Genomic DNA, 26,330 nt, shown 5'->3' on the forward strand with positions numbered 1-26,330 from the left:
CCTCAAGCAACGTCGAAGAAATTCCCGCGAGGGGCTCAATCCTCCCGGAGTTCCTTGATGTCGGCATAGAAATCGAGAATTTCGGGGTTTTTGAGGGCGTCTTTATTCAAAACAACCTGGCCCTGGATGGTTTTCTTGACGGCGAGTTCCACCTTTTTCATGTTGAGCGTGTAGGGCACATCGGGCACCGGCACGATCTTGGCAGGGACATGACGCGGAGAGGCATTGGTGCGGATGGTGTCGCGGATTTTCTTCTTGAGATCATCAGTCAGCTCGTAACCCGGCATCATTTTGACGAAAAGGATGACCCGAACATCGTTTTTCCATTCCTGGCCGACTACCAGGCTGTCTTCGATCTCATCGAGCATCTCTACCTGCCGATAGATCTCAGCGGTGCCGATGCGGACCCCGCCGGGGTTGAGAGTCGCGTCGGAACGACCGTAGATGGTCACGCCCCCGCGCTCGTTGATCTCGATATAATCACCGTGCCGCCATACGTTCGGATAGACGTCGAAATAGGCGTCCCGGTATTTTTTCCCGTCCGGGTCGTCCCAGAAATAAATGGGCATCGAAGGGGCGGGCGCGGTGCAAACCAGTTCACCCTGCCGACCGATAACCGGCTGCCCCTTCTCGTCGAACGCCTCGACCTTCATGCCGAGCCCCCGGCATTGAAGCTCGCCTGCATATACCGGCCCCATGGGATTGCCCAGGGCGAAACAGCCGTTGATGTCGGTGCCGCCGGAGATGGAAGCCAGCTGAAGATCCGGTTTGATTGCCTGGTAGACAAAGTCGAATCCCTCTATGGAAAGGGGTGACCCCGTCGAGAGAAGCGCCCTCAGAGCAGTCAGGTCAAATTGCTCGCGGGGAATCAGTCCCGTATTCATCAAAGCGGCGATATAGCCCGCGCTGGTGCCGAAAACCGTCATTTTTTCCTCTTCCGCCATCTGCCACAAGGCCTCCGGTCCGGGATGGAAGGGGTTGCCGTCGTACAGCAGCAGCGTGGCGCCTACGGAAAGCGCGCAGGTAAGCCAGTTCCACATCATCCAGCCGCAGGTGGTGAAATAGAAGATACGATCCTCGCGGCGAAGGTTGGTGTGAAGCAGGTGCTCCTTCATCTGCTGCAGGAGAATGCCGCCCGCTCCCTGGACCATACACTTTGGCAGCCCGGTGGTTCCGGACGAATACATAATGTAGAGAGGATGATCGAAAGGGAGTTGCTCAAATTCGATGTCGTTTGCCGTATCGGTCCGGAAGTCATTGAACAACACGGCATTCGGCAACGCGCTGATGTCCGGGGCATCTACTGTGTAGGGTATGACGACGACCTTCTCCACCGTCCCGATCTGCTTCAAAATCTCGTGAATACGGTCGAGGCTGTCAATTCTTTTACCCTTGAAAAAATATCCGTCGGCTGTAAAGAGCACCCGCGGCTTGATTTGACCGAAACGATCCAACACGCCCTTGATGCCGAAGTCCGGGGAGCAGGACGACCAGGTGGCGCCCAAACTCGTGGCCGCCAGCATGGCGATAATGCTCTCGGGCATATTGGGCATGAACCCCACGACCCGGTCTCCCGGCTTGAGTCCCATGGCCCGCAGGGATGCCGCCGTCCCGGCCACCTCCCGGTAAAGCTCGGCGTAAGTCAGCCGTCGTCTCACCTGATCTTCCCCCCGAAAGAGGATGGCCGGCCTGTCGTCCCGGTATCGGAGAAGATTTTCGGCAAAATTGAGGCGTGCGCCGGAGAACCATCGAGCCCCAGGCATCCGGGTGACGTCGTCGATCACCTCATCATACGACCGGGAGGCGATAACCTTGGCGTAGTCCCACATCTCCGCCCAGAATTTCGGGATATGATCCACGGACCATTGCCAAAGCTCCGGATAGCTGGTGAGGTTTGTGCCGTATTTCCGGTTTACGCCGGTCATGAATCGATACATATTGGAATCTTGAACCTGCTGCTCGGATGGTGTCCATAACAATTTGCCCATTATGCCCCCTTGGTCGAATGTCATATCGGTCTGAAAAATCCTTCGGAATCGAAGGTTCTAATTGAAAGGCAGATCACTTTTCGGACGGTATTCCCAGGAATCTGACCACCTCGGCGATGAGGGCCTCTGGCTTTTCGACGGCCATCATGTGTCCGGCGCCCTCGATGAGGGCGAATGTCGCCCCTGGAATATGCCGGGATAGATATTGCCCATACTTGACCGGTGTCATCCGGTCGTCAGTGGCGGATATCACCAGTGCGGGACAGTCGATATTCCCGATGTCGTCCATGACGTCAAAGTGATCGCATGCGAGATAATCGCCTGAAATCACATCAGGTTCGTTGTGCAGCATCTGATGTTGAAGCGCCGCTTTCAGGGATGCCGACGCCCGAGGCCCAATGGACTGGCGACAGATCATGTCTATGGTTTCCTCGAAAGCGTTCTCAAATCCGTCTATAATCTTCGGGAGAACCCGCAAGCGGGCTCCGGTGCCCACAAGGATGGCGCCGTTAAGCCATCCGGGTTTTCGAATCGCCAATGTCAAGGCGACGGCACCGCCCAGAGAGTGGCCGGCTACCGCCGCTTTTTCGATCCCGAGGCTTCGGGCAAACCGATCGATAACATCGGCATAAGCCTCGACGCTTGTGCATCCAACGCCGGATGATCGCCCATGACCGGGCAGATCCGGTGTATAGACCCGAATCCCCGGATGATGCCGCAACCCTTCCGGCCAATGGGTGTGATCCCCGCCGGAGCCGTGAACCAGGATAAGGGCCGGACCCGTCTCACTGTCGCTTCGATCATAATACAGCATTTTCTTGTCGACTGCCGTGACCGGCATGCGCGCCTCCCTTTCACTCCGGGTTCCAAAATCGGATATTCCCTGCCGTATTCCGGCAAAGGAAGGCAGGGGCGGCAGGACCGTGCGGCACCCCGGAGGTCGCCCCTTTCAGGTTTTATTTGTCGTAGATGACGGCCAGAATCGTAGCGCCGTCATCCTTTGCCGCGATCCAGTGGGGAATAGTCGACAGGTAATACACACTATCCCCCGGCTCCAGTTCGAAATGGTCCTCTCCGATCTCCAGCACTACACTTCCCTTGAGAACATAGATAAACTCCTCTCCGTCGTGCTGGGAGAGCTCTTTTTCCGGCGCCGGCTGAAGATGGACAATCAGCGGTTCCATGTTCCGTCCCTTGACCTCGGGCGCCAGCCCCTTGTAGGTGTAGATATTTTTCTGCCCTTTGTGGGATGTGGAACGGGCCACTGTTCTCTGGTCCCGGCGACGCGTAATGGAATAGGGTTTGTCGCCCTTGCCGGCCAGAACCTGTCCGAAAGCCGCATCCAGTGATTTGGAAAGCTTGATGACCGTCCCCAGCTGAGGATAGATTTCCTGGCGTTCAATCTTGGCCAGAAACTCTGCGTCGTACCCTGTTCTCCCGGAGAGTTCCTCGAGGGATAGTCCTTTCTCCTCTCTGAGAGATTTCAGACGTTTCCCGATTTCGTCGATCCCACTCTGCCCGGATTCCGCAATATCTCCGGTCAAATCTTCAAAATAGTCCACGTTGATATGAGGTGGCTGTTCTTGTGCTGTCATAATGTTCACTCCATAATGTGTTGGTGTCCGGTTCATTACCATCCGCCGGGTCCCGGCGATCACAGGCCCGAATTTGACATCTGCTTCCGGCCCCGCCGAAGCTGACGAATGGCGGGCCGGTAAGGATTATATCAGAATGATCCTGAAATATGAACGCCTTCATTTCCGGGCACGATACTGTTCCGGGAGATTCGCCTTTTCGTCCCAATCCCTGGGAAGCTTCTGCCCCGGATCCTCACCGAGTTTGGCCTTGACCTTGACAAGCCCCGGCCGGGCAAATTCCGGATGTCCTTCCTTGAGGGTTCGACCGTTGAGAATCGCCTCCGACCGCAGGCGCCGACCGACGGTCCGCTCCAGCTGTTTCCCGATCCAGAGAACCCGGTCCACGTCCCAGCCATGCTTTATGCCCATCTCATCGATCTGAACGAGGGTATCCTCCAGAGTGACCAGGCCCACATACCGGGGATCCTCGTAATAATATTCGCCGGTACCCTTGACGGGGCAGTCGTCGAGGAAATTTGCCGGTTGACCGCCGAGACCGCCCAGGGTCGCTTCGAAATTCGTAATGCCGGCTTGAAGCGCCGCCAGAACGGAGGCCGAGGCTACCCGCTTGGTCTCGTGGAAATGGGCGATGTGGAGACGGGTCTCGGGGATTTCATCGAGGATCATGGAAAAATACCGATAGACGTCCGGCGCCGATGCGCTGCCGTCATGATCGGCGTGCTCCACGTCGTGAGCCCCGATCTCCAGCCACCGCTTGGTGAACTCCACGGCATCCTTCATGTCTGTGGCGCCGCCGATGGGGCTGCCCCAGATGGTACTGACCGTCCCGCACATCTTGATGCCGGCGTCGGTGCACTTCTTGATGCACCGCTCCGCCTCCTTCCAATAATCCGGCAGACTCGTTCCGGAGTTGGCGAAATGATGCTCCTCCTCCGTGGAAACCATCATCAGCACACGGTCGGGTCCGAGGCCCTTCTCCTTGAGTTGGATGGCCCGATCCACGGCGCCTTCCCGGATGGTGATGCAGGTGAGACAGATATCGTCGTAATTGATGCCCTTGCGCTCACATTTCTTCTTGAAACGGTCTCCCCGCAGATGGGCAAGCAGCTCTTCAGCGTCTCGGAACTGGGGCATCAAGTAAGGGTTGCCCAGATTTGTAACCTCGATATGCCGACATCCTGCAAAGATCAGTTCCTCAAGATAAAACTTCTTTGCCGCCGTAGAGATGAATTTTTCCTCGTGCTGGAATCCATCCCGGACGGTGATGTCGCCGATGGTCACCTTCTTCGGCATTCGGGGGAAAATTTTCCAGTAATCATATTCCGTCATGGTCCCTCTCTCCTTTCTAAAATCTGAAATTTCCAAACGACGGTTCACCGATGGGCTCAAGCAGGCTCACCTCAAAGGCCATACCCAACCAATCACGGATTTCGGAAAACTTGAGGACGCGGTCGCTCAAAATCCGGGCGCCGCAATAGAAAGGATGCGCTTCACCGTCGTATTTGTCGATCATCTTCCGGCTGAATGCCTGTTTTTCCTCGTCGGTCATGGGCTTTCCCTTGGCCGCTCGGTTGCGCTCCTCAATGGAAAGGAGGACACCTGCAGCGCTCCGTCCGCTCATGACACCGGTTCGGGCTCGCATGGTGTGAAAAAGGAAGTGCGGCTTGTAGGCCCGGCCGCACATGCCGTAATTTGCCGCGCCGTTGTCGGGGCCGATGACGAGTTGAATTCGGGGCACCTGGGCGCAGGAGACCGCCCGCACCATGTCCGAACCATATTTCCCGATACCCTGATGCTCTGATTCCGAGCCGACCATATAACCTGGAGCGTTCTGAACGAACAAAAGGGGTGTTTTTTCCTGTGAACAGCGGACGATCCATTCGGCCGCCTTTCGCGCCGCCTCGGCAAAAATGATCCCCACGGCATTGGAGGCGACGACGCCGATGGGTATTCCCTTGATGCGGATCTTTCCGCAGAGAATATTGTCGCCCCTGCCCGGCGCATAATCCCGCTTGTACTCGATGAAATAGGAATCGTCCGCTATGGCTTCCAGAATCTGTCGACCGTCGATGCTTTGATGGATGCCCGCCGGCATGAGGTCGTACAGGGCATCAGGGCCCACGGCAGGCGGTGATTCCGCATACCGGTGAACCTGAAGCGTTTGAGGGGGTTCCAGGGCCAGGATCTCCCGTACCCGCGTCACCGCATCCGCCTGGTTTGCGCAGAAATGATCCGCACCGCCGGAGATCTGGGTATGAACCCGGGCGCCTCCCAAATCCTCTGCGGATATCACTTCACCGGTAGCCATTTTCACCAGGGGCGGTCCGCCCAGAAAGGAGTAGGCCAGTTTGTCGATCATGACGGACTGGCAGGCCATGAAGACGATGTAGGCACCCCCGGCCGTGTTGCCGCCGGTACTCAAGGTCACCTGTTTGAGCCCCTTGGCCGACATGCGCGCCATATTGAAAAACATGGAACCGAAATGACCGTCGTCGGGAAACACCTCGGCCTGCATGGGGAGAAAGGCGCCGCCGGAATCGGCGATATAGACGCAGTTCAAGCCGCACCGTTCGGCGATGGCCTGGGCGCGAACGTGTTTTTTCAGCGTGATGGGGAAATAGGTGCCTGCCTTGACCCGGCTGTCGTTGGCAAAGATCATGGTCCAGTTACCCTGGATCTTCCCGATGCCGGTGACCAGCCCGGCGCAATGAACATCGTCGATGCCGCCGGGATAGTTCACACCGAAGCCGGCAATCCGACTCAGTTCAAAAAACTCGGTTCCCGGGTCGATGAGAAGCCCAATCAGATCCCGTACCGGCTGTTTTCCCTGTTTAGCCAGACGATCGACGGCTTTCTGGCCCCCGGGCCATGTTGCTTCGTGTACCCGCTCATCCAGTTTTCTTTCTTCATTTTCCCAAAAGGTTCTGTTTTCGCTCATCTCATCTCCCCTTGTAGACCGGTTTCCGCTTTTCCCGAAACGCGGCAAGCCCTTCCAGGCGATCCTCGGTGGGGATGGTCACCCAGTAGGCATTGGATTCAATGGCCAAGCCGGTGGCAAGATCGGTCTCCATGCCGTAATTGATGGCATATTTAGCTTGTTCGATGGCAACAGGCCCGGTCTCGCACATCATACCGGCCATTTTTTTGGACGTGGTAATCAGGTCTGCGGCATCCGATACCGCATTGACCAGCCCGATGTCGAGGGCCTCGGCCGCATCCACCCGCCGACCGGTAAAAATCAATTCCTTGGCTTTGCCTTTACCAACAAGTCGCGGCAGCCGCTGCGTGCCGCCGGCACCGGGAATGATGGCCAGGCGGGTTTCAGTAAGCCCCATGGTTGCGCCCGAAGCAGCGATGCGGACGTCGCACGCCAGTGCCAGTTCAGTTCCACCGCCCAAAGCAATGCCGTTGACGGCGGCGATGACCGGTTTAGGCAGCTGCTCGATGGTCGTAAAGAGGTTCCGAATGGTAAAAATGTATTCCTTGACCTGGACCGGCGACAGGGTGGCCCGCTCCTTGAGATCGGCCCCGGCACAAAAGGCCCGGTCGCCTGCACCGGTGATGATGACAACCCGGACATCGGGATCAAATCGCAGCGTTTCCACCTGATCCCTCAAAGCCCTCAGCATGTCAAAATTGAATGAATTCATCACCTGGGGACGGTTGAGGGTCAGTATCGCAATTTGATCCTCCCGCTCCACCAGCAGCAAACTTTCGCTCATGGTATCCTCCGATAAACCGGTTTTAGAGTAAGGGGTTTCAACAGCCGATGTGCCGGGAGATGACGATACGCTGGACTTCGGAGGTTCCCTCGCCGATATCCAGAAGTTTCTGATCCCGATAAAAGCGCTCCACATTGTAGTCCTTCATAAGGCCGTAGCCGCCGTGGATCTGAACGGCACGATCGGCCACCCGGCCCATGAGTTCCGAACAGTAAAGTTTGCCCATGGCGGCGTAAATCTCAAAGGGCCGGTTCCGGCTCCTCAGCCAACAGGCTTTGTAGAGCAGATTTCGGGCACATTCGATCTCCATGGCACTGTCGGCCAGCTTGAAGGCCACCGCCTGGAATTTGCTGATGGGTTGTCCGAACTGCTCCCGCTGCTTGGCATATTTCAGCGCCAGTTCATAGGCGCCTTGAGCGCCGCCCAGACCCATGGCGCCGATGGAAAGCCTGCCGCCGTCAAGGGTTTTGAGCATTTGGTGAAAACCATCGCCGGGCTTGCCCAGAATGTTTTTCTCTGGGATGCGAACGTCGTCGAAATAGAGCTCGGCTGTGTTGGAAGAGCGCCACATCATCTTCTTGTGCATGGGAACGGCTTTAAACCCCTTTGTTCCGTGTTCCACGATAAAGCAGGTATACTCGGGCTTGCCGTTGGGGCGCGTGCCGGTGATGGCCTGAACGGTAACCCCCAGGGACATCTCGCAAGCCGCATTGGTGATGAAGATCTTGGAGCCGTTCAGCACCCATTCGTTCCCGTCCTTGACGGCTGTCGTTTTGCTTCCGCCTGCGTCGGAGCCGGCGGTGGGTTCGGTCAGACCAAAACCCCACAACGCTTCACCCCGGCAAAGCTTGGGCAGATATTTTTGCTTCTGTTCCTCGCTGCCGAAATAATAGAGGGGACCGATGCCGAGAGAGTTACCGGCGGCAACGGTTGCGGCCTGGGAGCCGTCGATACGGGCAACCTCTTCCACGGCAATGATGTACGAAAGATAATCCAGACCCTGACCCTCATATTTCTCAGACACGAACATGCCGAACAGCCCGATTTCTCCCATTTTCCGGGTCAGATCGACGGAAAACTCCTCCTTTTCATCCAACTCTTGAGCTACCGGCGCGATTTCGCTTTGAGCAAATTTGCGCACCTCTTTCCGGATCATTTCCTGTTCTTTTGTCAAATCAAATTCCAACACGGCCTCCTTTCAAGGGCGATTCCCCTGCAGATTATCGCCGAATCGGTCCGTTTCAGACCCGTTTTCAGTTTCCATGGACTTTCGAGCCTCGGCAATTCACCATCGACCTCCGCCAGCCTGTTTCGCGATCCGCTGCCGGTGTTCATTCTCCGACACCCATCGCGGGCACCCGGGGGGCCATCGAATCGGATAGTGTCACGCCTGCCCTTACCGTCCGGACGTTAGATTTCCAAACCCACCACGCCTTATCGGTATTTTACCGAACGGTCGGTAGGGTAGCATCAGCTGCTTCTATATAGCGCCGTCGTTTGTCAAGACCCGAGCGCCGTTCCCAGAAACAGTCATACACAATAACGCTGTAGTGTTTCCTGGACTATGCTTTACAAATCGCCATGCCTTTCGCTCCGCATCTCGACGGCGCCGACGCCTCGCACGCCTGTTTCAGACCGTTCAGGATAAACTTCTCGTAAATGTCTGCGATTTCATCAACGGTGAGGCGACCACCGGGATTGAACCAGGATGCACCTGCCGTACAAAGCGTCAATATGGCATAGGAAAGAATCTTGACGTCCACATCCGCGAAGATCCCTTCCTCGCGACCTTGCCGAATCAAATCCTGAAAAATCCGCTCGTACTCATCGCGTTTCTCGACGATGGCCCGGTAATGTTCCGAGGTGAGCCCCCGCAACTCGCTGTTGGCAATGAAATTTTCCTTCTGGCGCTCCAGATGGAAGCGGACATGACCGTGTACGGCAACGCGAATTTTGGACTCGATGTCGTCAAGCCCCGCAAGGTTGTTTTTCAGATATCGCGTCAGGTCGTCCATGGTCGCTTTCAAGATGCTGAAAAGCAGGTCCTCTTTGCTCCTGTAATGATAATAGATGCTGGCTTTCTGGATACCGCTTCCCTTTGCGATCTCACTGATGCTCGTCGCGAAGTACCCCTTTTTGAAAAAGAGTTCGATGGCGATCGACTTGATGGTATCCTTCATGCTGCTCATCTAAAATCCCTCTTCAGTCCCGACATGCGTCGGACCGCTGCGACACTGTTTTACCGACCGGTCGTTAGGTTGAGTCTATTTCACATCGGCTAAATTTTGTCAACAGAATTTTTGCCGCCGGCAGCGGCTTCGGGAAAAATACGGAAGGTTCGCGAGCGCTCCCCCGATCCGGCGCTTCGTCGCGTCAATCTCGTCGGGACTGAAGTGCTTTATCCAGGATTATACGCTAACCCGACTCTCGGCTTTCATGACGGCTGCCGGAAAGAAGTGCCGGGAGGGAGCGGCCCATCTATACCGAAAATTGAAACTCTCAGTATCGGGAACAGGGCAGATCTCATGACAGGGTGGCCGATCACACTTCCGGGATATTCCAGGAAACTTTAAGGGCGTCGATAAAGGCACGCGTGCCGTCGATGTCGAGGGCTTCCCATTTGGGCGTCACGAATCGGTTCCCACGAAACGTGAAGGTGACCCTGTGGTAGATCTCAGCCACCCGGTAAATTCGCCGACCGTCCACCCATTTTTCCGGATAATGCTCGATCCAGAAGACATTATCGGGGTCGAGTCGGTATTTCTGCAGGATGATGGTTGCAAGGATCGGTGCTCCGCTGCTGATGCTCATTCCCGATGCAGCATCATCCTCACGCTCTGTCGCCACCACCAGCGCGCTTTTTTCAAACAGAAAGATATCGAGGTCACAGCGGCTGGCAAAAGAACCGGCGGTATGAATCCATTGAAAGGGTTTGTGTTCGATGTGGATCATGGAACCACCCGTTATTCAACACACCGTCGTCGACAATCCAACGCGACTGTCAGGATGGGCCCCTCACACCCAGGAGAGTCCGTCGTCACGAATCAATTCTCCGAACCGATGCGTTATTTCCGATTTGAATTCTCGACATCCGGAGGAAACGCCTTCAAAATTTCCCTTACCGTCTCCTGAATGCTCTTTTCCATCTGCTCGACGTCGGCATATTCACGAACGATGCCTTCGTTGATGCCTCGCCATGCCAGTTCCCGGGTGTCGGCGTCGATGACGTCGATGACCAGGGTGCCTTCGGTGTAATAGCTGACGTCGACCTGTCCACCATAAGGCCCCCACCAGGGGTCATACCATCCACGGCTTCCCCAGTTGGTAACGCGCATCCGCTCTTTGACGCCGGCATGAACGACAACCGTAAAATCGACCGAACCGGCCGTCTTCAGCCTGAACCCTTTTTCCTGCAATACCTGATCCACCGCTTTCTTGATCCGCTTTCGCATCAGGGGATCCCTGGCCAGCGCATCGCTCGGTGTCTGCTGTTCAGTGTCCCATGCATAGGTTTCATACCGCTTGAAATCGACGCTCGGGTCATAGTCGGTTTGAATCGATACCGTTGCACACCCCAGCAACCCAACAATGGATATGCCGATCATCCAGCAGCTGAGCCGTTTTATCATCATTCCCTCCCGGTTTGATGGAATCATCAGTTGAAACATCCGATCCTTGCCATCAATTCTAACTAGATGTTAATAAATATATTTCTACATAGTCTTGTCAGGATCATACGTCATTCCGCCAAAAACCCTCAGGGCACTTCGTGAGACCATCAAATCGATAATACATTCATTCAACTTTCGACTTTCATAGGCCGGTGCCGGGAGGCTCTGGCCATTCCGTTCAACGGGGAGAAAGACTGCCGATGAACGGATCGCCATCGCATATGGCAAGCCGACCATAAATTCGGCTGTCAAGCCCGTCAAGGACTCGTTTTCAAGGACAGTTCCCAACATTTGACTTAGAACCGCCGGTGCCGGTCTCCATCATGCAAGTCGAAAATTATGATATCTATTTTAACATAATCTGCATTGGAACGAAGATCAAGCGCTTCGGCGTCGGCGTGCCGTTCATTGCTGACAGACGCTTCTTCGAGTGGAGTTGGATTGAAAATGAATCATCGATGCTTATGATACGAGTTGGTATCTTGCGGGAGAACCCGTGAGTTTATTCTTTTAAATCGACAACATCAATGAGGTGTATCCATGAGCGATGAATCCAAAAATATCGACAGGGACTGTTTGAAAAATTGTGACCAGTCGTTCGAGGAATGTCTGAGCAGCGGCGAGGATGAGTCAGTCTGCCGCATGAAACGCGTTCCCTGCGACTGCAGCTGTATGATCGGATGATTGCACGCAGATATCCGGCGAAGGGGGTTCTCCCCTTCGCCCTTGAACAGTCTCATATCGGCATTCGCCTATCTTTCATTTGACATCACCACGGCATCCCCCTAAGATGCCCGTGCAGTCTTTGGTGTCTCCCTCAGCCGCTATTCGGTCACGTACAGGACATTGTCATTATGACTCAACAGACCCTGCCCATTATCGTCAGAAATCTCGAGATCGCTTATGGGGATTTCGTAATCCAGCGGAATCTCAACTTCCAGGTCAATAAAGGAGAAATCTTCGTCATCATGGGAGGAAGCGGCTGCGGCAAGACCACCGTCATGCGATGCATGAGCGGTTTGAAGCCGCCTTCCCGAGGGGAAGTGCTTATCGAAGGCGTCAGCCTGTGGAGGGTGGATCCCGATCGACGCGCGGGGGTTTCCAGTCGATTCGGCATCGTTTACCAGAGCGGTGCGCTATGGAGTTCCATGACCCTCGCCGAAAACATCGGCCTCCCCTTGGGAGAATATACCGATCTCAGCCCGGCCGACATCCGGGACCTGGCTGCGCTGAAACTTGCTCTGGTCGGACTTGCCGGTTTTGAAGATTATTATCCATCGGAAATCAGCGGCGGCATGCGGAAGAGAGCAGGCGTTGCTCGCGCGTTGGCGCTCGATCCCAACATCCTTTTCTTTGACGAACCTTCCGCCGGACTCGACCCGATCACCTCATCCCACCTGGACGACCTCATCGTTCAACTCCGTGACCATATCGGCATGACCATGGTACTGGTTACCCACGAACTCCCGTCGATTTTCGACATCGCCGACAATGCCGTCTATCTCGATGCAGAAACCAAAAGCATGATCGCTACGGGAAGCCCCGATCAGCTCCTTTCAGAAAGCGCCGATCCGAAGGTTCGGGCGTTTTTAACCCGAAACGGCAAAATAAACCTCTAACGTCGAGCCGTCGTTCTCATCCCGAGTCGAATCGAATGAAGAAACAGCATGTGGCTTGTGATTCTCCCAATCGTCTTTATATTAGAATTCAACTTTTAACCATGCCCCACCATTTCCGTCTACCATCCGGGCCTCCCGGGGACACGCAGAAAGGAGTCAGATAATGTTGACGCTCGAGGACATCAAAAAAGACAGAGACCTGATCAATTCCATCAACTGGGAAATGACGCCGGAAGAAGCGGTCCGGCTCTATCTGGAATGGGGCAACAACTGGGCAAGAGGCGACGGTTATGTGATTCGATCACCGGACGATTACACCACCTATTTCGTCATCAACTGCTGGTCAAGACCCTATTATATCTACCTTATCCGACGGAATTCGGAGGCAGCCGTCGAATTGGCAAAATTCGAGCTTCCTGAGCGGTTCGAAAAACCGGTCTGCGAACTCAAAGGGGTTTATGCCCTGGAAGACGACATCAAGGCATGGCTCAAAAAAGAGCTGGATGCGGATTGAGATGGTGGTTTCCAAGCCTCGGGTCTCCTGTCATCCCAGGGCGGGGACCATCTGAAAATGCCTGGGCACCATGATCGGCGTCCAGGCAGCGAAACAAACGACGGCGGCAATCGGTCCAGACATCGAAAACGCGCCGGGCAGAAATCCTCCTTGATTTGATACGGTAAATCATCTATATCTTCTTCAAGTATTCGACGGCGCCCCAATTCACCTACCCCGGTCAAAGCTCCACACGAAACAAGGCACCTTATTTTCGATGCTTTTTTCAATACAGGCGTGAGGAGACACAGCGATGGAAGACGCGGCAAAAATTCATTTCAAGGAATTCAAGGCCATAAGCCGATCCATTTTGGCCTACACCGACCTCAAGCTCTTGATCAACCACATTGCGGAACGTATATGCAGCACCCTGAAAGTTAAGGGGTGCAGCGTCATGCTTTACGACGAACGGGAGGGGCAGCTCTTTCGGGTCGCCAGCTGCGGCATCAGCGAGACCTACCTTGACAAGGGCCCGATATTCATAGATGACAAATATTGTGCATTTTCCGCACGTGCACCCGTTTTCATCGAGGATTTCCAGAACGATCCCCGGGTTCAGTATCCGGAGGACGCCCGAAAAGAAGGCATCACCTCCATGCTGTCGGTTCCCATCCACTATCGCAAGTCTCCCGTCGGTCTGATACGGATCTACCATGACAGTGTCTGGCGCCCCAATGACGATGATCTCGATTCATTCGCATTGCTTGCAGACTATTTGGGGGTGGTCATCGAAAACAACGGCCTCCGCAATTTTCTTGAGAAGGTGAAATACGCCATGGAATCCTTGCCGCTGAGAATGCTGGAAGGATTATAGAAGTCCATGGGAGGCAAGGTCTTCACGGATACTTCCGATTTTTTTGCCATCGATAATGGGGATGAAATTATCGTCGGTGAAGAGCGGTATGCTGTGTTCGGGCACGAACGGGAACGTCGTTTCGGCATCGATGACCCCAAATTCTGGGTCAAAAAAGTCAAAAATATCCACACCGGGGAAAAAAGACTGATCAAGCTTTCATATCTTGAAACCTTTTTCGTCACCATCGGCGGCGTCCCCATCCGTTGCTTCAGAGACCCGGACAAGGAGAGCCGAATTCTGGAACTCGTTAAAGGCCACCCCCATTTCATGCAGGGAGTCTCTTTTAAAGATACCAGAAACAATAATATACGGGTACTCGATATCGTACCGGGACCGAACCTGTTCGTTCAACTCGGTACGATCACGATGGATCATTACACCTATTTCCACACCCTTCTTCCCGATATTCTCAAACATTTGATCACGGCTTTCAATGCGATACAGTTTCTCCATGCCAACGGGTTTCGACACGGGGATATCCGAAACGATCACATTATCGTGGAGCGGCATACGGGTAATTATGTCTGGATCGACTTCGACTTTGAATTCGATGCGCCGGAAAATCCTTTCAGCCTCGACATTTTCGGGATTGGAAACCTCCTGATCTACGCCGTCGGAAAAGGATTTCATACGGTTCACGGCATCCGCAACGATCCGCGCACCTATGGAAATCTGTTTGATCGACTGGAGCCCGGTGATTTTTCTCTCCTGGATAAATGGCGTTTTGTCAATTTACGTAAGTTCTATCCCTACATTCCACCCATGCTCAACGATATATTGATGCATTTTTCGCAGCAAGCCGAGGTCTACTATGAAAGTGTCGGCGAGATATCAGATGCGGTCGACGGATATATCCAATCCATGGGTAATCTATAGCAGGGGGTTGACGTGAGACAACAATCCATTCTCGTGGCACTGAAAGATTCCAAAACCGCTCGAAGCGTGGTTCAGTATTTTGCCGGACTGCCCTTTCAAGCGGATCGCCTCGACATCACCCTCCTTCATGTCTTCCGGCAACAGCCGACAAGCGGCGAAGAAACCATGGGGGAGGATTTTTTGCGAAAGGATGCCCTGCGGGCCCGGAATGTCTTGGAAGACGCCAGGAAAATTCTGGTCGAAGGCGGCATCGATCCAGAGAATATCCATATTCTCCTGGATAAGAACCCCTATCCAACGGCCACTGACGGCATTATCGATCATTTCAGCCGCAATGTCTACGATATGGTGGTGATAGGACGCCGGAAAAAATCCAAATCCGAGGAATTCGTGCTGGGAGACGTCAGTATCAAGCTGGTGAGAGCCCTCGAAGGCGCCGCAGTTCTGGTGGTGAAAACCATTTAGCGGTTCAGAGGCTTCACAACCAGGATTCAAGCTGCGCCGGGAGGAGTTCGAACGGCGTCATCCGTTGCTGCACGGCACAGACGCAGAAGATTCTTCCGCGACTGGTGCCCGGCCTCTGATTTTGATGATTTTGGCCTGATATCTTGCGTTTCCCGATATCCTGCTGCTGGTCAGGCGGATACAGACAAACGAGATGAAAAAAGAGCCAAAGGCAAAAAGAGCCGCCGCCGCGGATTCGTCCATGCCGTATTGCGGGGCCAGGTAGGTTCCCAGAACCGCGCCGCCGATCATGAAAAGCACCGGAAAGATATAGAGGAGCATGGAGATCTTTATCAGCGAGCCGGTTTCGAATCCCACCGTCACAGTATCCCCGAGCCCAGCCCCGACAAGGTTGAGCGCTTCCACATGACCCGTTTTGGCCGCCTCGCAGGAGTCTTTGGAACCACAGCCCTCACAGGTGCTTCGCCGAACGGTTTTAACCCATGCACTTTTGACATCGACTTGTGTGACGATACCGTATTCGGTGATCACGTCAACCTCCTTTTCCCTTAAAATATCATAACGGAGCGCTTCCCTCGAGGAAGCGCTCCGTTATTTCGCGGACCGGCTAGGCCGCTGCGCTTTTATTGCCGGCATGGACAGCCGGTGTCTTTTCATAACAGATCAGTCCGCACTGAAGGCAGCGATTGGCTTCCTTAACAGCCATGGCCTCGGTGAACCCTTTTTCGAGGATCCCCTTCTCCGCCAGTTCCCGGGGAGTGGCAATGGGCATAATCTGCCGCGGCACGGTATTGACATTTTCCACGTGATCCACATCCTGGATCATGGACGCGGGCGTCAGAACGTTGTCGTCCAGCGTGAGCGGGATCCCATACATCATCCGATGGATGGATGCGGCAGCCCGACGACCGGCGCCGATGGCCCGGATCGCTGCGCTGTAATCCGTCACGACGTCTCCTCTCGAGAAAACGCCGATCTCCTCCTTGAATGCCGGATTCTTGTATACGGCGGTGCCGACCCACCGGCTCGTTTCCAACGAAGTCTTGGCCGCATCATCCGCATCCGCGACATCGGCCGATACGTCCCGGGTAAAGATCATTTCAGGAAAGCGCCCCGCAGCGACGAAAAGGTTCTGAGCCTCGACCGTGACGGCCGCGCGGGTATCCACATCCACGTATTCGACGGCTTCGAGATTTCCACCATCGCCGAAGACACGGGTCAAAGCAGCATTGTAAACGATGGAAACAGCGTCCGCATCTTCCAATTCCGGCAGTAGTACCAGAGATTCCTTGGTCAGTTGATCACGGGATTCCCGTAAAAGCACGGTGATTTTTTCGGCACCCAGATCCCAGCAGATTTTGGCCGCCTGGAGGCCCGTAGCACCGCCGCCCAGAATGACCACATCGGTTTTTAGCGGCATGGTGTTATGACGTTCGGAATCTGATTTGATCAGGTCGATGAGCAGATAGGTTCCGGGGAAGACCGCTTCAACCTCATCCGGAGAGATGCGGGTGAGACGATTGTCCCATCCGCCCGTGGCCAGAAAGACCGACTCGAACCCGTCTGCCAGCAGTCGGTCCAGGGTGAAGTCCCTCCCCATGGAGAGCCCTGTCCGGGCCGTAACCCCCATGTCGAGGATACCCTCGATATCCCAATCGAGAATCTCCTCCGAGAGGCGTTCAGGGGCGATTGCGGTTCTGAGCAGCCCGCCAAGACGATCCGTCGCCTCGAAGACGGCGACATCATGCCCCAGTCGCGCAGCAAAAAAGGCGGTGGAAAGTCCTTCCACCCCGCCGCCGATGACGGCGATCCGCCGTTGGGTTGGCGGAGCCTTGTAAGGCTGAATCCGCTCACCGCTCTCCTTCTCGAAATCAGCGGCGAAACGTTTGAGAAAGTTGATGGCCACCGGTTCGTCGGCGAGGTTGCGTCGACAGGCGTTCTCGCACGGACGCGGGCAGATCCGACCAATCACCGTGGGAAAGGGATTTCGCTCTTTGATCACCTGGACGGACCGATGGTAATCCCCCAACTGGATCTGACGAATGTACTCCCGGATATCGATGCCGGCTGGGCATTCCCGCTGACAGGGGGTGGTGCATTCGTCTTCGGTATACTCCCTGAGGATCCGTCGGGTCACCGAAGAGAGGGTAATGATGTGCTTGGGGCAAACCCGTTCGCAGGTGCCGCATCCGGTGCATTTTTCCGCATCCACGATGGGAAGATTGTCCGGCCCCATGACGATGGCGCCGAATGGGCACGCCCGCGCGCAGCTTCCCAGCCCCAGACAACCGATGGTGCAGACCTTCATTCCACCGCCGAGAAGGGACGCCGCGCGACAATCATTCATGCCGTTATAAATATACTTCAGATCCGCATCCTGGGTTCCGAAATAGCATCCAGGCTTGGCGATATCCGGCTCTTTTGCCTCAATGGCCACCCCGAGGATGGCGGCAATGGCCTCGGCGGTTTCGATGCCCGCCGCCACACAGGAGTTGGGGGCGGATTTACCGGCGACGATGGCTGCGGCATTGGCCGAACATCCGGGATATCCGCAACCGCCACAGTTGGCGCCCGGCAGCACCCCTTCCACGGCCTCGATCGTCGGATCCACCCAAACGTAAAAGACCTTGGACGCAACGGCCAGACCGACGCCGACGATGACTCCTAATCCTCCCATTATACAAACGGCTGTTATCATATCCTATACTCCTTGATCTCTTATAGTCTCTTGTGATCCTACGATGCTTCCGCGACTCCCTCTCTAACTGATGGCATCAAATTTACATCGGTCGAAACACGTCAGACATTTGACACATTTCTCTTTATTGATCACGGCCACTGATTTCTTCTGCCATATGATGGCATCCGCGGGGCAAGCCTTGAAACAGGCACCGCACATGGTGCATTTTTCCGGATCCACCTCGAAGTTCAACAATGCCGCACAACGTTTGGCCGGACATTTCTTGTCATAGACGTGGGCATGGTACTCATCCCTGAAATACCGAAGCGTGGAAAGCACCGGGTTGGGTGCCGTCTGTCCCAGACCGCAGAGGGATCCTTCCTTGATCGTTTCGGACAGTTCTTCGAGAACCTCAATATCTTCAGGCGTTCCCCGTCCGTCGCAGATCTTCTCCAAGATCTCCAGCAGGCGCTTGGTGCCCTCTCGACAGGGGGTGCATTTGCCGCACGACTCGTCCTGGATAAAATCCATGAAGAAACGCGCCATGTCGACCATACAGGTATGATCGTCCATGACGATCACGCCGCCGGAGCCCATGATCGCCCCGACCTTCGCGATCTCCTCGTAGTCGACCTTGGTGTCGAGATATTGTTCGGGGATGCATCCGCCCGAAGGGCCGCCCAACTGAACCGCTTTGAACTTACGTTTGTCAGGAATGCCGCCGCCGACATCGTAAATGAGGGTTCTGAGAGGCGTGCCCATGGGCACCTCGACCAATCCGATGTTGTTGACGTCCCCGGAAATGGCGAAGACCTTGGTGCCCTTGCTTTTTTCGGTACCTACGCCGGCATACCAAGCCCCTCCGTTCAAAATGATCTGGGGGACATTGGCCAGGGTTTCCACGTTGTTGAGAATGGTGGGCTTCTCCCACAGTCCCTTGTGGGCCGGAAAGGGCGGCCGAGGCCGAGGCATCCCCCGACGGCCTTCGATGGACCGCATGAGCGCCGTTTCCTCTCCGCAGACAAAGGCGCCTGCCCCCTGGTATATCTCGATATCGAAATTCATGCCGGTGCCGAAGATGTCATCTCCCAGCAGACCGTAAGCTTTCGCCTGTTCGATGGCGATTTCCAGACGCTTGATGGCCAGGGGATATTCGGTTCTGGCGTAGATGTAGCCCTTGCTGGCGTTAATGGCTCGGGCAGCGATAATCATGCCTTCGATCACGGCATGAGGATCGGCTTCCAGAATGCTCCGGTCCATGAAAGCGCCGGGATCCCCTTCGTCGGCGTTGCAGAGGACATATTTGACGGTTCCCGGGCTCTTACTGGCGAAATCCCACTTCATGCCGGTGGGAAAGCCGGCGCCACCCCGCCCTCGGAGGCCGGAAATCTTCATTTGCTCGATAATCCCCGCGGCGGACATCTCCTTGAGCGCCTTGTGCGCGCCCTGATAACCGTCCCGGGCGATGTAATCGTCGATCTTCTCCGGATCGATCATGCCTTTGTTTCGAAGCGCCCGCGGCATCTGGTTCGCAAAAAAGGGGATATCGTTCTGAAGGGGTATTCTTTTTTTGGTGGCGGGATCCTTGTACATGAGCTTCTCGATGGGCTTACCATCGATGAAATGCTCCTTGATCATTCCGGGAATATCCTCCGCTGTAAGCTTCTGATAGAAAATACCGTCCGGATGGACCACCAGAATCGGTCCCATGGCGCAAAAACCGTTGCATCCGGTTTCCACCACCCTGAACTTTTCCGAGAGACCCTGCTTTGCAATCTCGTCTCTGAGCGCATGAATGACGGCGATGCTTCCCGTGGCATGACACCCGGTGCCGCCGCAGACGAGCAGATGTTTCACGTCCGCTGATCCCAGATCGCCCTCGTGCTCTTTTTTTATCCGTTTCAGATCGTCTATGGTCAATTTTGCCATATTTCTCTTTCCTCCGACTATTGCTCCGGCTTTTGATCCGGCGTTACCAGGACCCGTCGAGCCCCCTGAGCCCGTTCATATAAAGACGACCACTCGCGACAAACATGGAATAACTCGTGATCAGAATCGGCAGATCGTACGATCGTGCCAATTCCAGTATCGAATTGTTGGGTTTTTTCCCCCTGACGAAGACCACCGCCCCAACCTCGGCGATTTTCGCGGTACGGATCACCTGTTCCGAATTGAGACCCGTCAACAGAACGGACCCTTTGGCGACCGCGGAGAGGATGTCGTCCATCAAATCCGCGCCGCCTCCGCCGAATACCGTACGGTCCATGTGCTCTTCGCCGACGACGAATTCAGCGTTCAATATCTCTTTTATTTCAGAGAGTTTCATTTATGCCTGCCAACCCTTCTCCTGTCCGGAGGACGAAAGGGTTAAAAGTCTTATTCATATCTCTGGAGGATGTCCAGAACCGTATCCGCCTTTACAGCGCCGTGGACATTCTCGCCGATGACCATGACCGGCGCCAACCCGCAGGCTCCCAGGCATCGGACGGATTCCAGTGAAAAGCAACGATCGGCGGATGTACACCCCTCGGCCATGTTGTACTTGTTGCTGATACGGCTGATGACCTCTCGAATGCCTTTGACGTAGCAGGCGGTTCCGGTACAGACCTTGATCACATGCCGCCCTTTGGGTTCCAAGGAGAACAGGGAATAAAACGATGCCACGCCGAAAACGTCGCTCCTCGGCAAATTGAGGCCCGCGCTGATGTAGTCCATCAAGGGTGCCGGCAAATACCCCACAACGCTCTGGCTTTTTCGCAGTACGGCAATGATGCAGCCGGGTTGTCCGTAATGCTCATCAATGATCTTGTCGACATCTTTCCACATCTCTTCAGTAATATCCGGGTGTTCTGGATGTTCTAACTCGAGCATGTTGTAATCTCCCAAAAAATTCAAATATTTTAATAAACCCCGTTACCGGATCTCGCCAAGATATTTTTACCAAACGGTACCATTTCATACAAATCGAAAAAAGTCAATCACATCGACGCCAATTTGAAGGATTGACGGAACCGTTGGTCTCGACTATAAAAATAGGAGTTTTCATCGAAAAAAGATGGATTTCAATCCACATGACACATCGACAACGATACCGGAAAGGCAACATTATGGCCGATTACAGACAAATGATTGAGGATGCCGCCGATTTCCTGGAAAAACGGATCAGCCCCAACCCTCGGGTCGGCATTCTGACCGGCACGGGGCTCGGGGAAGGCACCGATACACTCAACGTTTGCAACGCCTTCGACTATCGCGAAATTCCCCATTTCCCGGTTTCTACGGTGGAAAGTCATCGCGGTCGCCTTCTCTTCGGCATCATGGGCGGTATGCCGGTGATGGCCATGCAGGGCCGAATCCATCTCTACGAAGGCTATACACCCCGTCAGGTGACCTTCCCCATTCGCGTCATGCGCCGGCTTGGCGTCGCAGCCCTGATCGTCTCCAACGCCGCCGGCGGACTGAATCCGACCTTCCGACCCGGCGACGTCATGCTCATAACGGACCACATCAACCTGACCGGTACCAATGCGCTCATCGGCCCCAACGAGGCGGACTGGGGCATCCGCTTTCCCGACATGACCCATGTCTACGACCCCGATCTCCGAACACTGGTCCGGACCGCGGCCGATCAGTGCGGCATTTCACTCCGACAGGGCGTCTATGCGGGTCTTAAGGGACCTTCCCTGGAAACCCCGTCCGAGGTCCGGTATCTCAGAACCATCGGCGCCGATGCCGTGGGATTCTCGACGGTTCAGGAGGCCATCGTCGCCGTTCATGCCGGCATGAAAATCATAGGACTCTCCATCATCACCAATGTCAACGACCCGGACCGCCCGATGCCGGCGACGGTTGAGGATATCATCGCCGTGGCCAACGCCGCCGCACCGAAGCTGAACCGTCTCATCAACGCGATACTTCAAGGGATGAACGCCCATGGATAGGCATGCGGATATTCTCATCACCGGCGGCCTCGTTCTGACCATGGATGACGAGGATCGTACAATTCCGGACGGCGCTGTCGCCGTATCGGGGGACATCATCGCCGCCGTGGATGATGCAGCCGGATTCGAGGGATGGCGCGTCGATCGAACCGTCGATGCTCGGGGCGGTATCATCATGCCCGGGTTGGTCAACGTCCACACCCATGCGGCGATGACCTGTTTCCGGGGTCTTGCCGACGACCTCCCCCTGATGACCTGGCTCAACGATCACATCTTTCCGGCCGAGGCGACACTGGATCGGGAGAAGGTAGCGACCGGGACAGCGCTGGCCTGTGCGGAAATGATTTTGTCGGGCACCACCTGTTTCTGCGACATGTACCTGTTTGAGGACGCCGTGGCGGAAACGGCTCGACGAGCCGGGATGAGAGCCGTGGTCGGAGAGGTGCTTTTCGACTTTCCATCTCCCGCCTACGGGCCCCTTCGCAAAGGCTTCGAAAAGACGCAGGCCCTGATCGACCAATGGCGGAAAGATCCATTGATACGTATTGCCGTGGAGCCCCACTCTCCATACCTCTGCGCACCTGATCTCCTGAAGAAGGCCGGAGACACGGCATTGAAAAACGACTGCCTGCTCGTCACCCATCTCTCGGAAACCCGAAACGAGGTCGACCAGATTCAAAAAACCTACGGCCGCACCCCGATAGCCCATATGGCGGAACTCGGCCTTCTCGGCCCCCATCTTCTGGCCTGTCATTGCGTGGTTTTGACGGCATCGGACCGGACACTCCTGGCCCGATACGATGTCAAGGTGGCACACAACCCCGAAAGCAACATGAAGCTGGCATCGGGCATCGCCCCCATTCCCCAGCTCCTGGATGCCGGCGTCTGCGTCGGGCTGGGCACCGACGGCTGTTCCAGCAACAACGACCTTGACATGCTCCTCGAAATGGACACCGCCGCCAAGCTGCACAAGGTGGCCAATCTCGACCCCACGGTCATGGACGCCCGGACCGTACTGAGAATGGCCACCATCGAGGGGGCCCGGGCCCTGGGGCTGGATGGGATCACCGGTTCTCTTGCACCGGGAAAGCAGGCCGACGTCATCATTGTCGACACCGAAAAACCCCACCTCCAACCCATGTTCCAGCCAACGTCGCACCTGGTCTATGCCGCAAGAGGCAGCGACGTGGCCTTCGTGATGATCGCCGGGCGCGTCGTCATGGAAAACGGCGCTGTCTTCACCATCGACGTCGACAGAGCCATTCGGGAGGTCAATCGCATCGCCCGAGGTCTCCGTTGATCCGGAACGGTCCCGTCCAACGAATGATGGAAAAGAAGGACGCCATGTGGCACCGACTCAATCTCAGCTTCCGCATCCACAGCATACTGGCTGTGCTGCTTCTCATCACTCTTTTTGGCGGTGTCGTGATGGTCTGGTACACCTACCGGATGGACGGTATCCTGACAGACATCATCGACAAGGACACCGCCGCCTTCGAAACGGCCCAGGAGCTCGAAACCGCTCTGGTCAACCAGAAAGGTTTCGTCTCCTATTATTTTCTGGACGGAAACCCGGACTGGCTGAGGCAATTGGGGGAATACCGCCAGATCTTCAAGACGCTCATCGGCAAAGCCCGACTGGTGACGGTCACCGCCGACCAGGAGGCGGCCATCGAGAGAATTGCCGCGGCCTATCAACAATACGTCCTTACCAAGGACCAGGTAATCGACTATTACCTGGCCGGTGACCGGGAGACCGGCGGGCGCCTTCATGCAGCGGTACGAGAGCATTTTTTCAAGGTTCTCGATCTGTGCGAGGAATTCAAGGCCCTTTATAAAAAAGAGATCCAGAGGGCCAAACGGGAGAGCCAGGAGCAAGCCCGACAGCTTCGCGTAATGGCTATTCTCGGCATGGTCATGGTCTTCCTTTGCGGCGTTTTTCTGGCCGTTCTGCTCATGAAACACGTCCTCGAGCCGGTGCGCGAACTGACGCGCATGGCCGACCGGCGTGAAAATATCTCTCCCAGAGAAAACGAAATCAAAGCCCTCAGCAGAACCGTGCACGGACTGATCGAGGATGTCGATTTCACCCACTCCGAACTTGAAAAAAGCCGGGAGCACCTCCTTCAGTCGGAAAAGATGGCGATGGTGGGGAAGCTGGCCACCGGTATGGCCCACACCATCCGAAACCCGTTTACTTCCATCAAAATGCGCCTTTTCTCCCTGAGTCGGACCCTCGAGCTCGATGAAACCGAAAAAGAGGATTTCGACGTTATCGCCGAGGAGATCCGGCATGTCGACACCATCGTCCAGAATTTTCTGGAATTCTCGCGTCCGCCGAAGCTGAGGATGCAGCATATCAGTCCGTCTCAGGTGGTCGACACGACCTTTCAATTACTGGCGCATCGCCTCAGGTCTTACGACGTCGCGGTGAAAATCGTTCGCGAAGAGCCGCTGCCTTCGGTGGAGGCTGATCCGGAGCAGCTCAAGGAGGTCTTCGTCAACCTCATTATCAACGCCTGCGAGGCTATCGGCACCGGCCGGAACGGCAAGATCACGGTCCACGAGACAACCACCGCCGATGCCGCCCATGGTCGGAAGGTGATCATCCGGATCAACGATAACGGTCCGGGGATACCCGAGGCCATCCGGCAAAAAATATTCCAGCCGTTTTTTACGACCAAGGACGAAGGGACGGGCCTGGGGCTGTCCATTGCCTACCGAATCATCGGCGAGCACCGCGGACGGCTGGAAGTGCATTCCGTCGAAGGAGAGGGCGCCACGTTCATCATCACCCTTCCGGTCTGTGATCGGCCGGATCATCAGGAATAGACCACACGTCCGGGAATGTCGACGGGAGTTTCCCTCAGACGGATTTGTCGACCGGCATTATCAGGCATTGGACCGACAGGAGACACACATTGAGCATCATTCTAGTTGTCGACGACGACGATCAGCTCCGGAAAAGCTTTCACAAGCTGCTGACGGAAGAGGGATACACCGTTCTGACGGCCGCATCGGGAGAAGCCTGCCTCCTCGAGGTTCGGGAGAAAACGCCCGATCTGGTGATTTTGGACGTCCAACTACCGGGGATCAACGGGCTTGAAACCTTCAAAAGTCTCAACCGCATCGACCCGAAGCTCCCCGTCATCATCATGACGGCCTTCGGCACCACCGAGACCGCCATCGAGGCGACACAAATGGGGGCCTTCGACTATGTTCTCAAGCCGTTCGAGATACCCGAAATGCTCAAGATCATCGAAAAGGCCATCGAAGCAGGCCGCTTCATGCGATCTCCGGTGGATATGGACGTCTCCCCCGACGAAACCGCCCATGACGCCCTGATCGGCCGAAGTCCGGCCATGCAGGAGGTCTACAAGGCCATCGGCCGGGTCTCGTCCACGGACGCCACCGTGCTGATCCGAGGCGAGTCCGGCACCGGCAAGGAATTGGTCGCCAGAGCGATCTATCAGTACAGCCAGCGGCGGGAAAAACCGTTTCTGGTGATCAATTGCGTCGCCATTCCCGACACGCTCCTGGAAAGCGAGTTGTTCGGGTATGAGAAAGGGGCCTTCACAGGTGCAATCCACCGGCGAATCGGGAAGATTGAACAAGCCCACGGCGGCACCATCTTCCTGGACGAGATCGGAGACATGCCCGTGACCCTTCAGTCCAAAATGCTGCGGCTTCTCCAGGAAAAAAGCATCGAGCGCCTGGGGGGCCGCGAGACGATCCCCACCAATGTTCGCATCATCGCAGCAACCAACCGTGATCTGGAAAAAGCCATTGCCGAGGGTCGGTTTCGGGAGGATCTCTACTACCGGCTCAAGGTGGTCACCATCTGGCTGCCGCCGCTGGCCAAGCGTTCGGACGACATTCCGCTGCTCGCCGAATACTTTCTGGCCCGTTACGCCGGCAAAAACGGTATCGACAACCCGGGGATCACCGAGGAGGCTAAAACCCTGCTCAAAGGATATCGATGGCCCGGCAACGTCCGGGAAATTTCCAACGTCATCCAGAAGGCCCTCATCTTCAACCGGGGCACGCCCCTGTCGCCCGAGGACATTACCCTGTCGGTCACGGAGAAGCCATCTGTCAAGGAGACCGGAACCCGTGATCTGGACGAGGCGTTGCGGCAGATGATTCGAAAGGAACTGATGAACCCGTCCGACAAGCACCTTTTCGATGCCTGCATCGACCGGTTCTCGGGCATCCTCATCGGTGAAGCCCTCAGCATGACCGACGGCAACCGGTCTCGCGCCGCGAAACTCCTGGGCCTCTCCCGACCGACGCTTCATGCCAAAATCGACAAATACAAGATCCGGATCGAAACCACGGTCAAGGAATAGCCTCCCGCGACA

At 55.6% G+C, this 26,330-nt stretch carries 24 protein-coding genes; 9 read left to right on the top strand and 15 right to left on the bottom strand.

Features of this window, described 5'->3' with window-relative positions:
• Positions 1-35: 35 nt before the first annotated feature.
• The 10 genes from dmul_RS13970 to dmul_RS14015 form a co-directional block, all read right to left on the bottom strand.
• Positions 36-1,988: an acetoacetate--CoA ligase gene (locus dmul_RS13970; RefSeq protein WP_020878005.1), complete on the bottom strand. Its 1,953-nt coding sequence runs from the start codon at positions 1,986-1,988 to the stop codon at positions 36-38.
• A gap of 73 nt (positions 1,989-2,061) precedes the next feature.
• Positions 2,062-2,829, bottom strand: coding sequence for an alpha/beta fold hydrolase (locus dmul_RS13975; protein ID WP_020878004.1), 768 nt, complete (start codon positions 2,827-2,829; stop codon positions 2,062-2,064).
• 115 nt (positions 2,830-2,944) lie between these two features.
• Complete coding sequence (locus dmul_RS13980) at positions 2,945-3,583, bottom strand: helix-turn-helix domain-containing protein (protein ID WP_020878003.1); 639 nt, start codon at positions 3,581-3,583, stop codon at positions 2,945-2,947.
• A 159-nt stretch (positions 3,584-3,742) separates the two neighbouring features.
• The gene (locus dmul_RS13985; RefSeq protein WP_020878002.1) at positions 3,743-4,915 is read right to left on the bottom strand and encodes a beta/alpha barrel domain-containing protein; all 1,173 of its coding nucleotides are present in this window, start codon (positions 4,913-4,915) and stop codon (positions 3,743-3,745) included.
• Between the two features lie 16 nt (positions 4,916-4,931).
• Positions 4,932-6,524 (bottom strand): acyl-CoA carboxylase subunit beta, encoded by a 1,593-nt coding sequence (locus dmul_RS13990; protein WP_020878001.1) that lies wholly within the window; start codon positions 6,522-6,524, stop codon positions 4,932-4,934.
• Between the two features lies 1 nt (position 6,525).
• Positions 6,526-7,308 carry an enoyl-CoA hydratase-related protein gene (locus dmul_RS13995; RefSeq protein ID WP_020878000.1) on the bottom strand — a complete coding sequence of 261 codons (783 nt, stop codon included), beginning with the start codon at positions 7,306-7,308 and terminating at the stop codon, positions 6,526-6,528.
• Between the two features lie 37 nt (positions 7,309-7,345).
• The gene (locus tag dmul_RS14000; protein ID WP_020877999.1) at positions 7,346-8,494 is read right to left on the bottom strand and encodes an acyl-CoA dehydrogenase family protein; all 1,149 of its coding nucleotides are present in this window, start codon (positions 8,492-8,494) and stop codon (positions 7,346-7,348) included.
• A 376-nt stretch (positions 8,495-8,870) separates the two neighbouring features.
• Entirely contained in the window at positions 8,871-9,497 is a 627-nt protein-coding gene (locus dmul_RS14005) for a TetR/AcrR family transcriptional regulator (protein WP_020877998.1), read from the bottom strand.
• 352 nt (positions 9,498-9,849) lie between these two features.
• Positions 9,850-10,260 (bottom strand): hypothetical protein, encoded by a 411-nt coding sequence (locus tag dmul_RS14010; protein WP_020877997.1) that lies wholly within the window; start codon positions 10,258-10,260, stop codon positions 9,850-9,852.
• Between the two features lie 113 nt (positions 10,261-10,373).
• Positions 10,374-10,940 carry a DUF4136 domain-containing protein gene (locus tag dmul_RS14015; protein ID WP_040415958.1) on the bottom strand — a complete coding sequence of 189 codons (567 nt, stop codon included), beginning with the start codon at positions 10,938-10,940 and terminating at the stop codon, positions 10,374-10,376.
• Between the two features lie 893 nt (positions 10,941-11,833).
• On the opposite strand from dmul_RS14015, the gene dmul_RS14030 reads away from it, so the two are divergent.
• From dmul_RS14030 to dmul_RS14050, 5 genes are all read left to right on the top strand, one after another.
• Positions 11,834-12,598 carry an ABC transporter ATP-binding protein gene (locus dmul_RS14030; RefSeq protein WP_020877994.1) on the top strand — a complete coding sequence of 255 codons (765 nt, stop codon included), beginning with the start codon at positions 11,834-11,836 and terminating at the stop codon, positions 12,596-12,598.
• A gap of 163 nt (positions 12,599-12,761) precedes the next feature.
• Positions 12,762-13,112 (top strand): DVU0772 family protein, encoded by a 351-nt coding sequence (locus tag dmul_RS14035; protein ID WP_020877993.1) that lies wholly within the window; start codon positions 12,762-12,764, stop codon positions 13,110-13,112.
• A gap of 292 nt (positions 13,113-13,404) precedes the next feature.
• Complete coding sequence (locus tag dmul_RS14040) at positions 13,405-13,965, top strand: GAF domain-containing protein (protein ID WP_020877992.1); 561 nt, start codon at positions 13,405-13,407, stop codon at positions 13,963-13,965.
• 6 nt (positions 13,966-13,971) lie between these two features.
• Positions 13,972-14,883 carry a protein kinase family protein gene (locus tag dmul_RS14045; RefSeq protein ID WP_020877991.1) on the top strand — a complete coding sequence of 304 codons (912 nt, stop codon included), beginning with the start codon at positions 13,972-13,974 and terminating at the stop codon, positions 14,881-14,883.
• 12 nt (positions 14,884-14,895) lie between these two features.
• Complete coding sequence (locus tag dmul_RS14050; RefSeq protein WP_020877990.1) at positions 14,896-15,348, top strand: universal stress protein; 453 nt, start codon at positions 14,896-14,898, stop codon at positions 15,346-15,348.
• A gap of 57 nt (positions 15,349-15,405) precedes the next feature.
• On the opposite strand, the gene dmul_RS14055 is transcribed toward dmul_RS14050, so the two are convergent.
• The 5 genes from dmul_RS14055 to dmul_RS14075 form a co-directional block, all read right to left on the bottom strand.
• Entirely contained in the window at positions 15,406-15,879 is a 474-nt protein-coding gene (locus dmul_RS14055; RefSeq protein WP_020877989.1) for a SoxR reducing system RseC family protein, read from the bottom strand.
• Positions 15,880-15,955: 76 nt separating this feature from the next.
• The gene (locus dmul_RS14060; protein ID WP_020877988.1) at positions 15,956-18,046 is read right to left on the bottom strand and encodes an FAD-dependent oxidoreductase; all 2,091 of its coding nucleotides are present in this window, start codon (positions 18,044-18,046) and stop codon (positions 15,956-15,958) included.
• Positions 18,047-18,109: 63 nt separating this feature from the next.
• Positions 18,110-19,957 (bottom strand): NADH-quinone oxidoreductase subunit NuoF, encoded by a 1,848-nt coding sequence (gene nuoF / locus dmul_RS14065; protein ID WP_020877987.1) that lies wholly within the window; start codon positions 19,955-19,957, stop codon positions 18,110-18,112.
• Positions 19,958-20,000: 43 nt separating this feature from the next.
• Positions 20,001-20,354 carry a DRTGG domain-containing protein gene (locus dmul_RS14070; protein ID WP_020877986.1) on the bottom strand — a complete coding sequence of 118 codons (354 nt, stop codon included), beginning with the start codon at positions 20,352-20,354 and terminating at the stop codon, positions 20,001-20,003.
• Between the two features lie 50 nt (positions 20,355-20,404).
• The gene (locus dmul_RS14075; RefSeq protein WP_020877985.1) at positions 20,405-20,899 is read right to left on the bottom strand and encodes an NADH-quinone oxidoreductase subunit NuoE family protein; all 495 of its coding nucleotides are present in this window, start codon (positions 20,897-20,899) and stop codon (positions 20,405-20,407) included.
• Positions 20,900-21,099: 200 nt separating this feature from the next.
• On the opposite strand from dmul_RS14075, the gene dmul_RS14080 reads away from it, so the two are divergent.
• The 4 genes from dmul_RS14080 to dmul_RS14095 all read left to right on the top strand — a co-directional run bounded on the left by dmul_RS14080 (position 21,100) and on the right by dmul_RS14095 (position 26,318).
• The gene (locus tag dmul_RS14080) at positions 21,100-21,969 is read left to right on the top strand and encodes a purine-nucleoside phosphorylase (protein ID WP_236885996.1); all 870 of its coding nucleotides are present in this window, start codon (positions 21,100-21,102) and stop codon (positions 21,967-21,969) included.
• Complete coding sequence (locus tag dmul_RS14085; protein WP_020877983.1) at positions 21,962-23,269, top strand: amidohydrolase; 1,308 nt, start codon at positions 21,962-21,964, stop codon at positions 23,267-23,269. Before dmul_RS14080 ends, dmul_RS14085 begins: the two co-directional genes overlap by 8 nt.
• A gap of 44 nt (positions 23,270-23,313) precedes the next feature.
• The gene (locus tag dmul_RS14090; protein WP_040415956.1) at positions 23,314-24,801 is read left to right on the top strand and encodes a sensor histidine kinase; all 1,488 of its coding nucleotides are present in this window, start codon (positions 23,314-23,316) and stop codon (positions 24,799-24,801) included.
• Between the two features lie 89 nt (positions 24,802-24,890).
• Positions 24,891-26,318, top strand: coding sequence for a sigma-54-dependent transcriptional regulator (locus tag dmul_RS14095; RefSeq protein WP_020877981.1), 1,428 nt, complete (start codon positions 24,891-24,893; stop codon positions 26,316-26,318).
• Positions 26,319-26,330 lie beyond the last annotated feature (12 nt).

The sequence above is a fragment of the Desulfococcus multivorans genome (assembly GCF_001854245.1).
GTDB classification, from domain to species: Bacteria; Desulfobacterota; Desulfobacteria; order Desulfobacterales; family Desulfococcaceae; genus Desulfococcus; species Desulfococcus multivorans.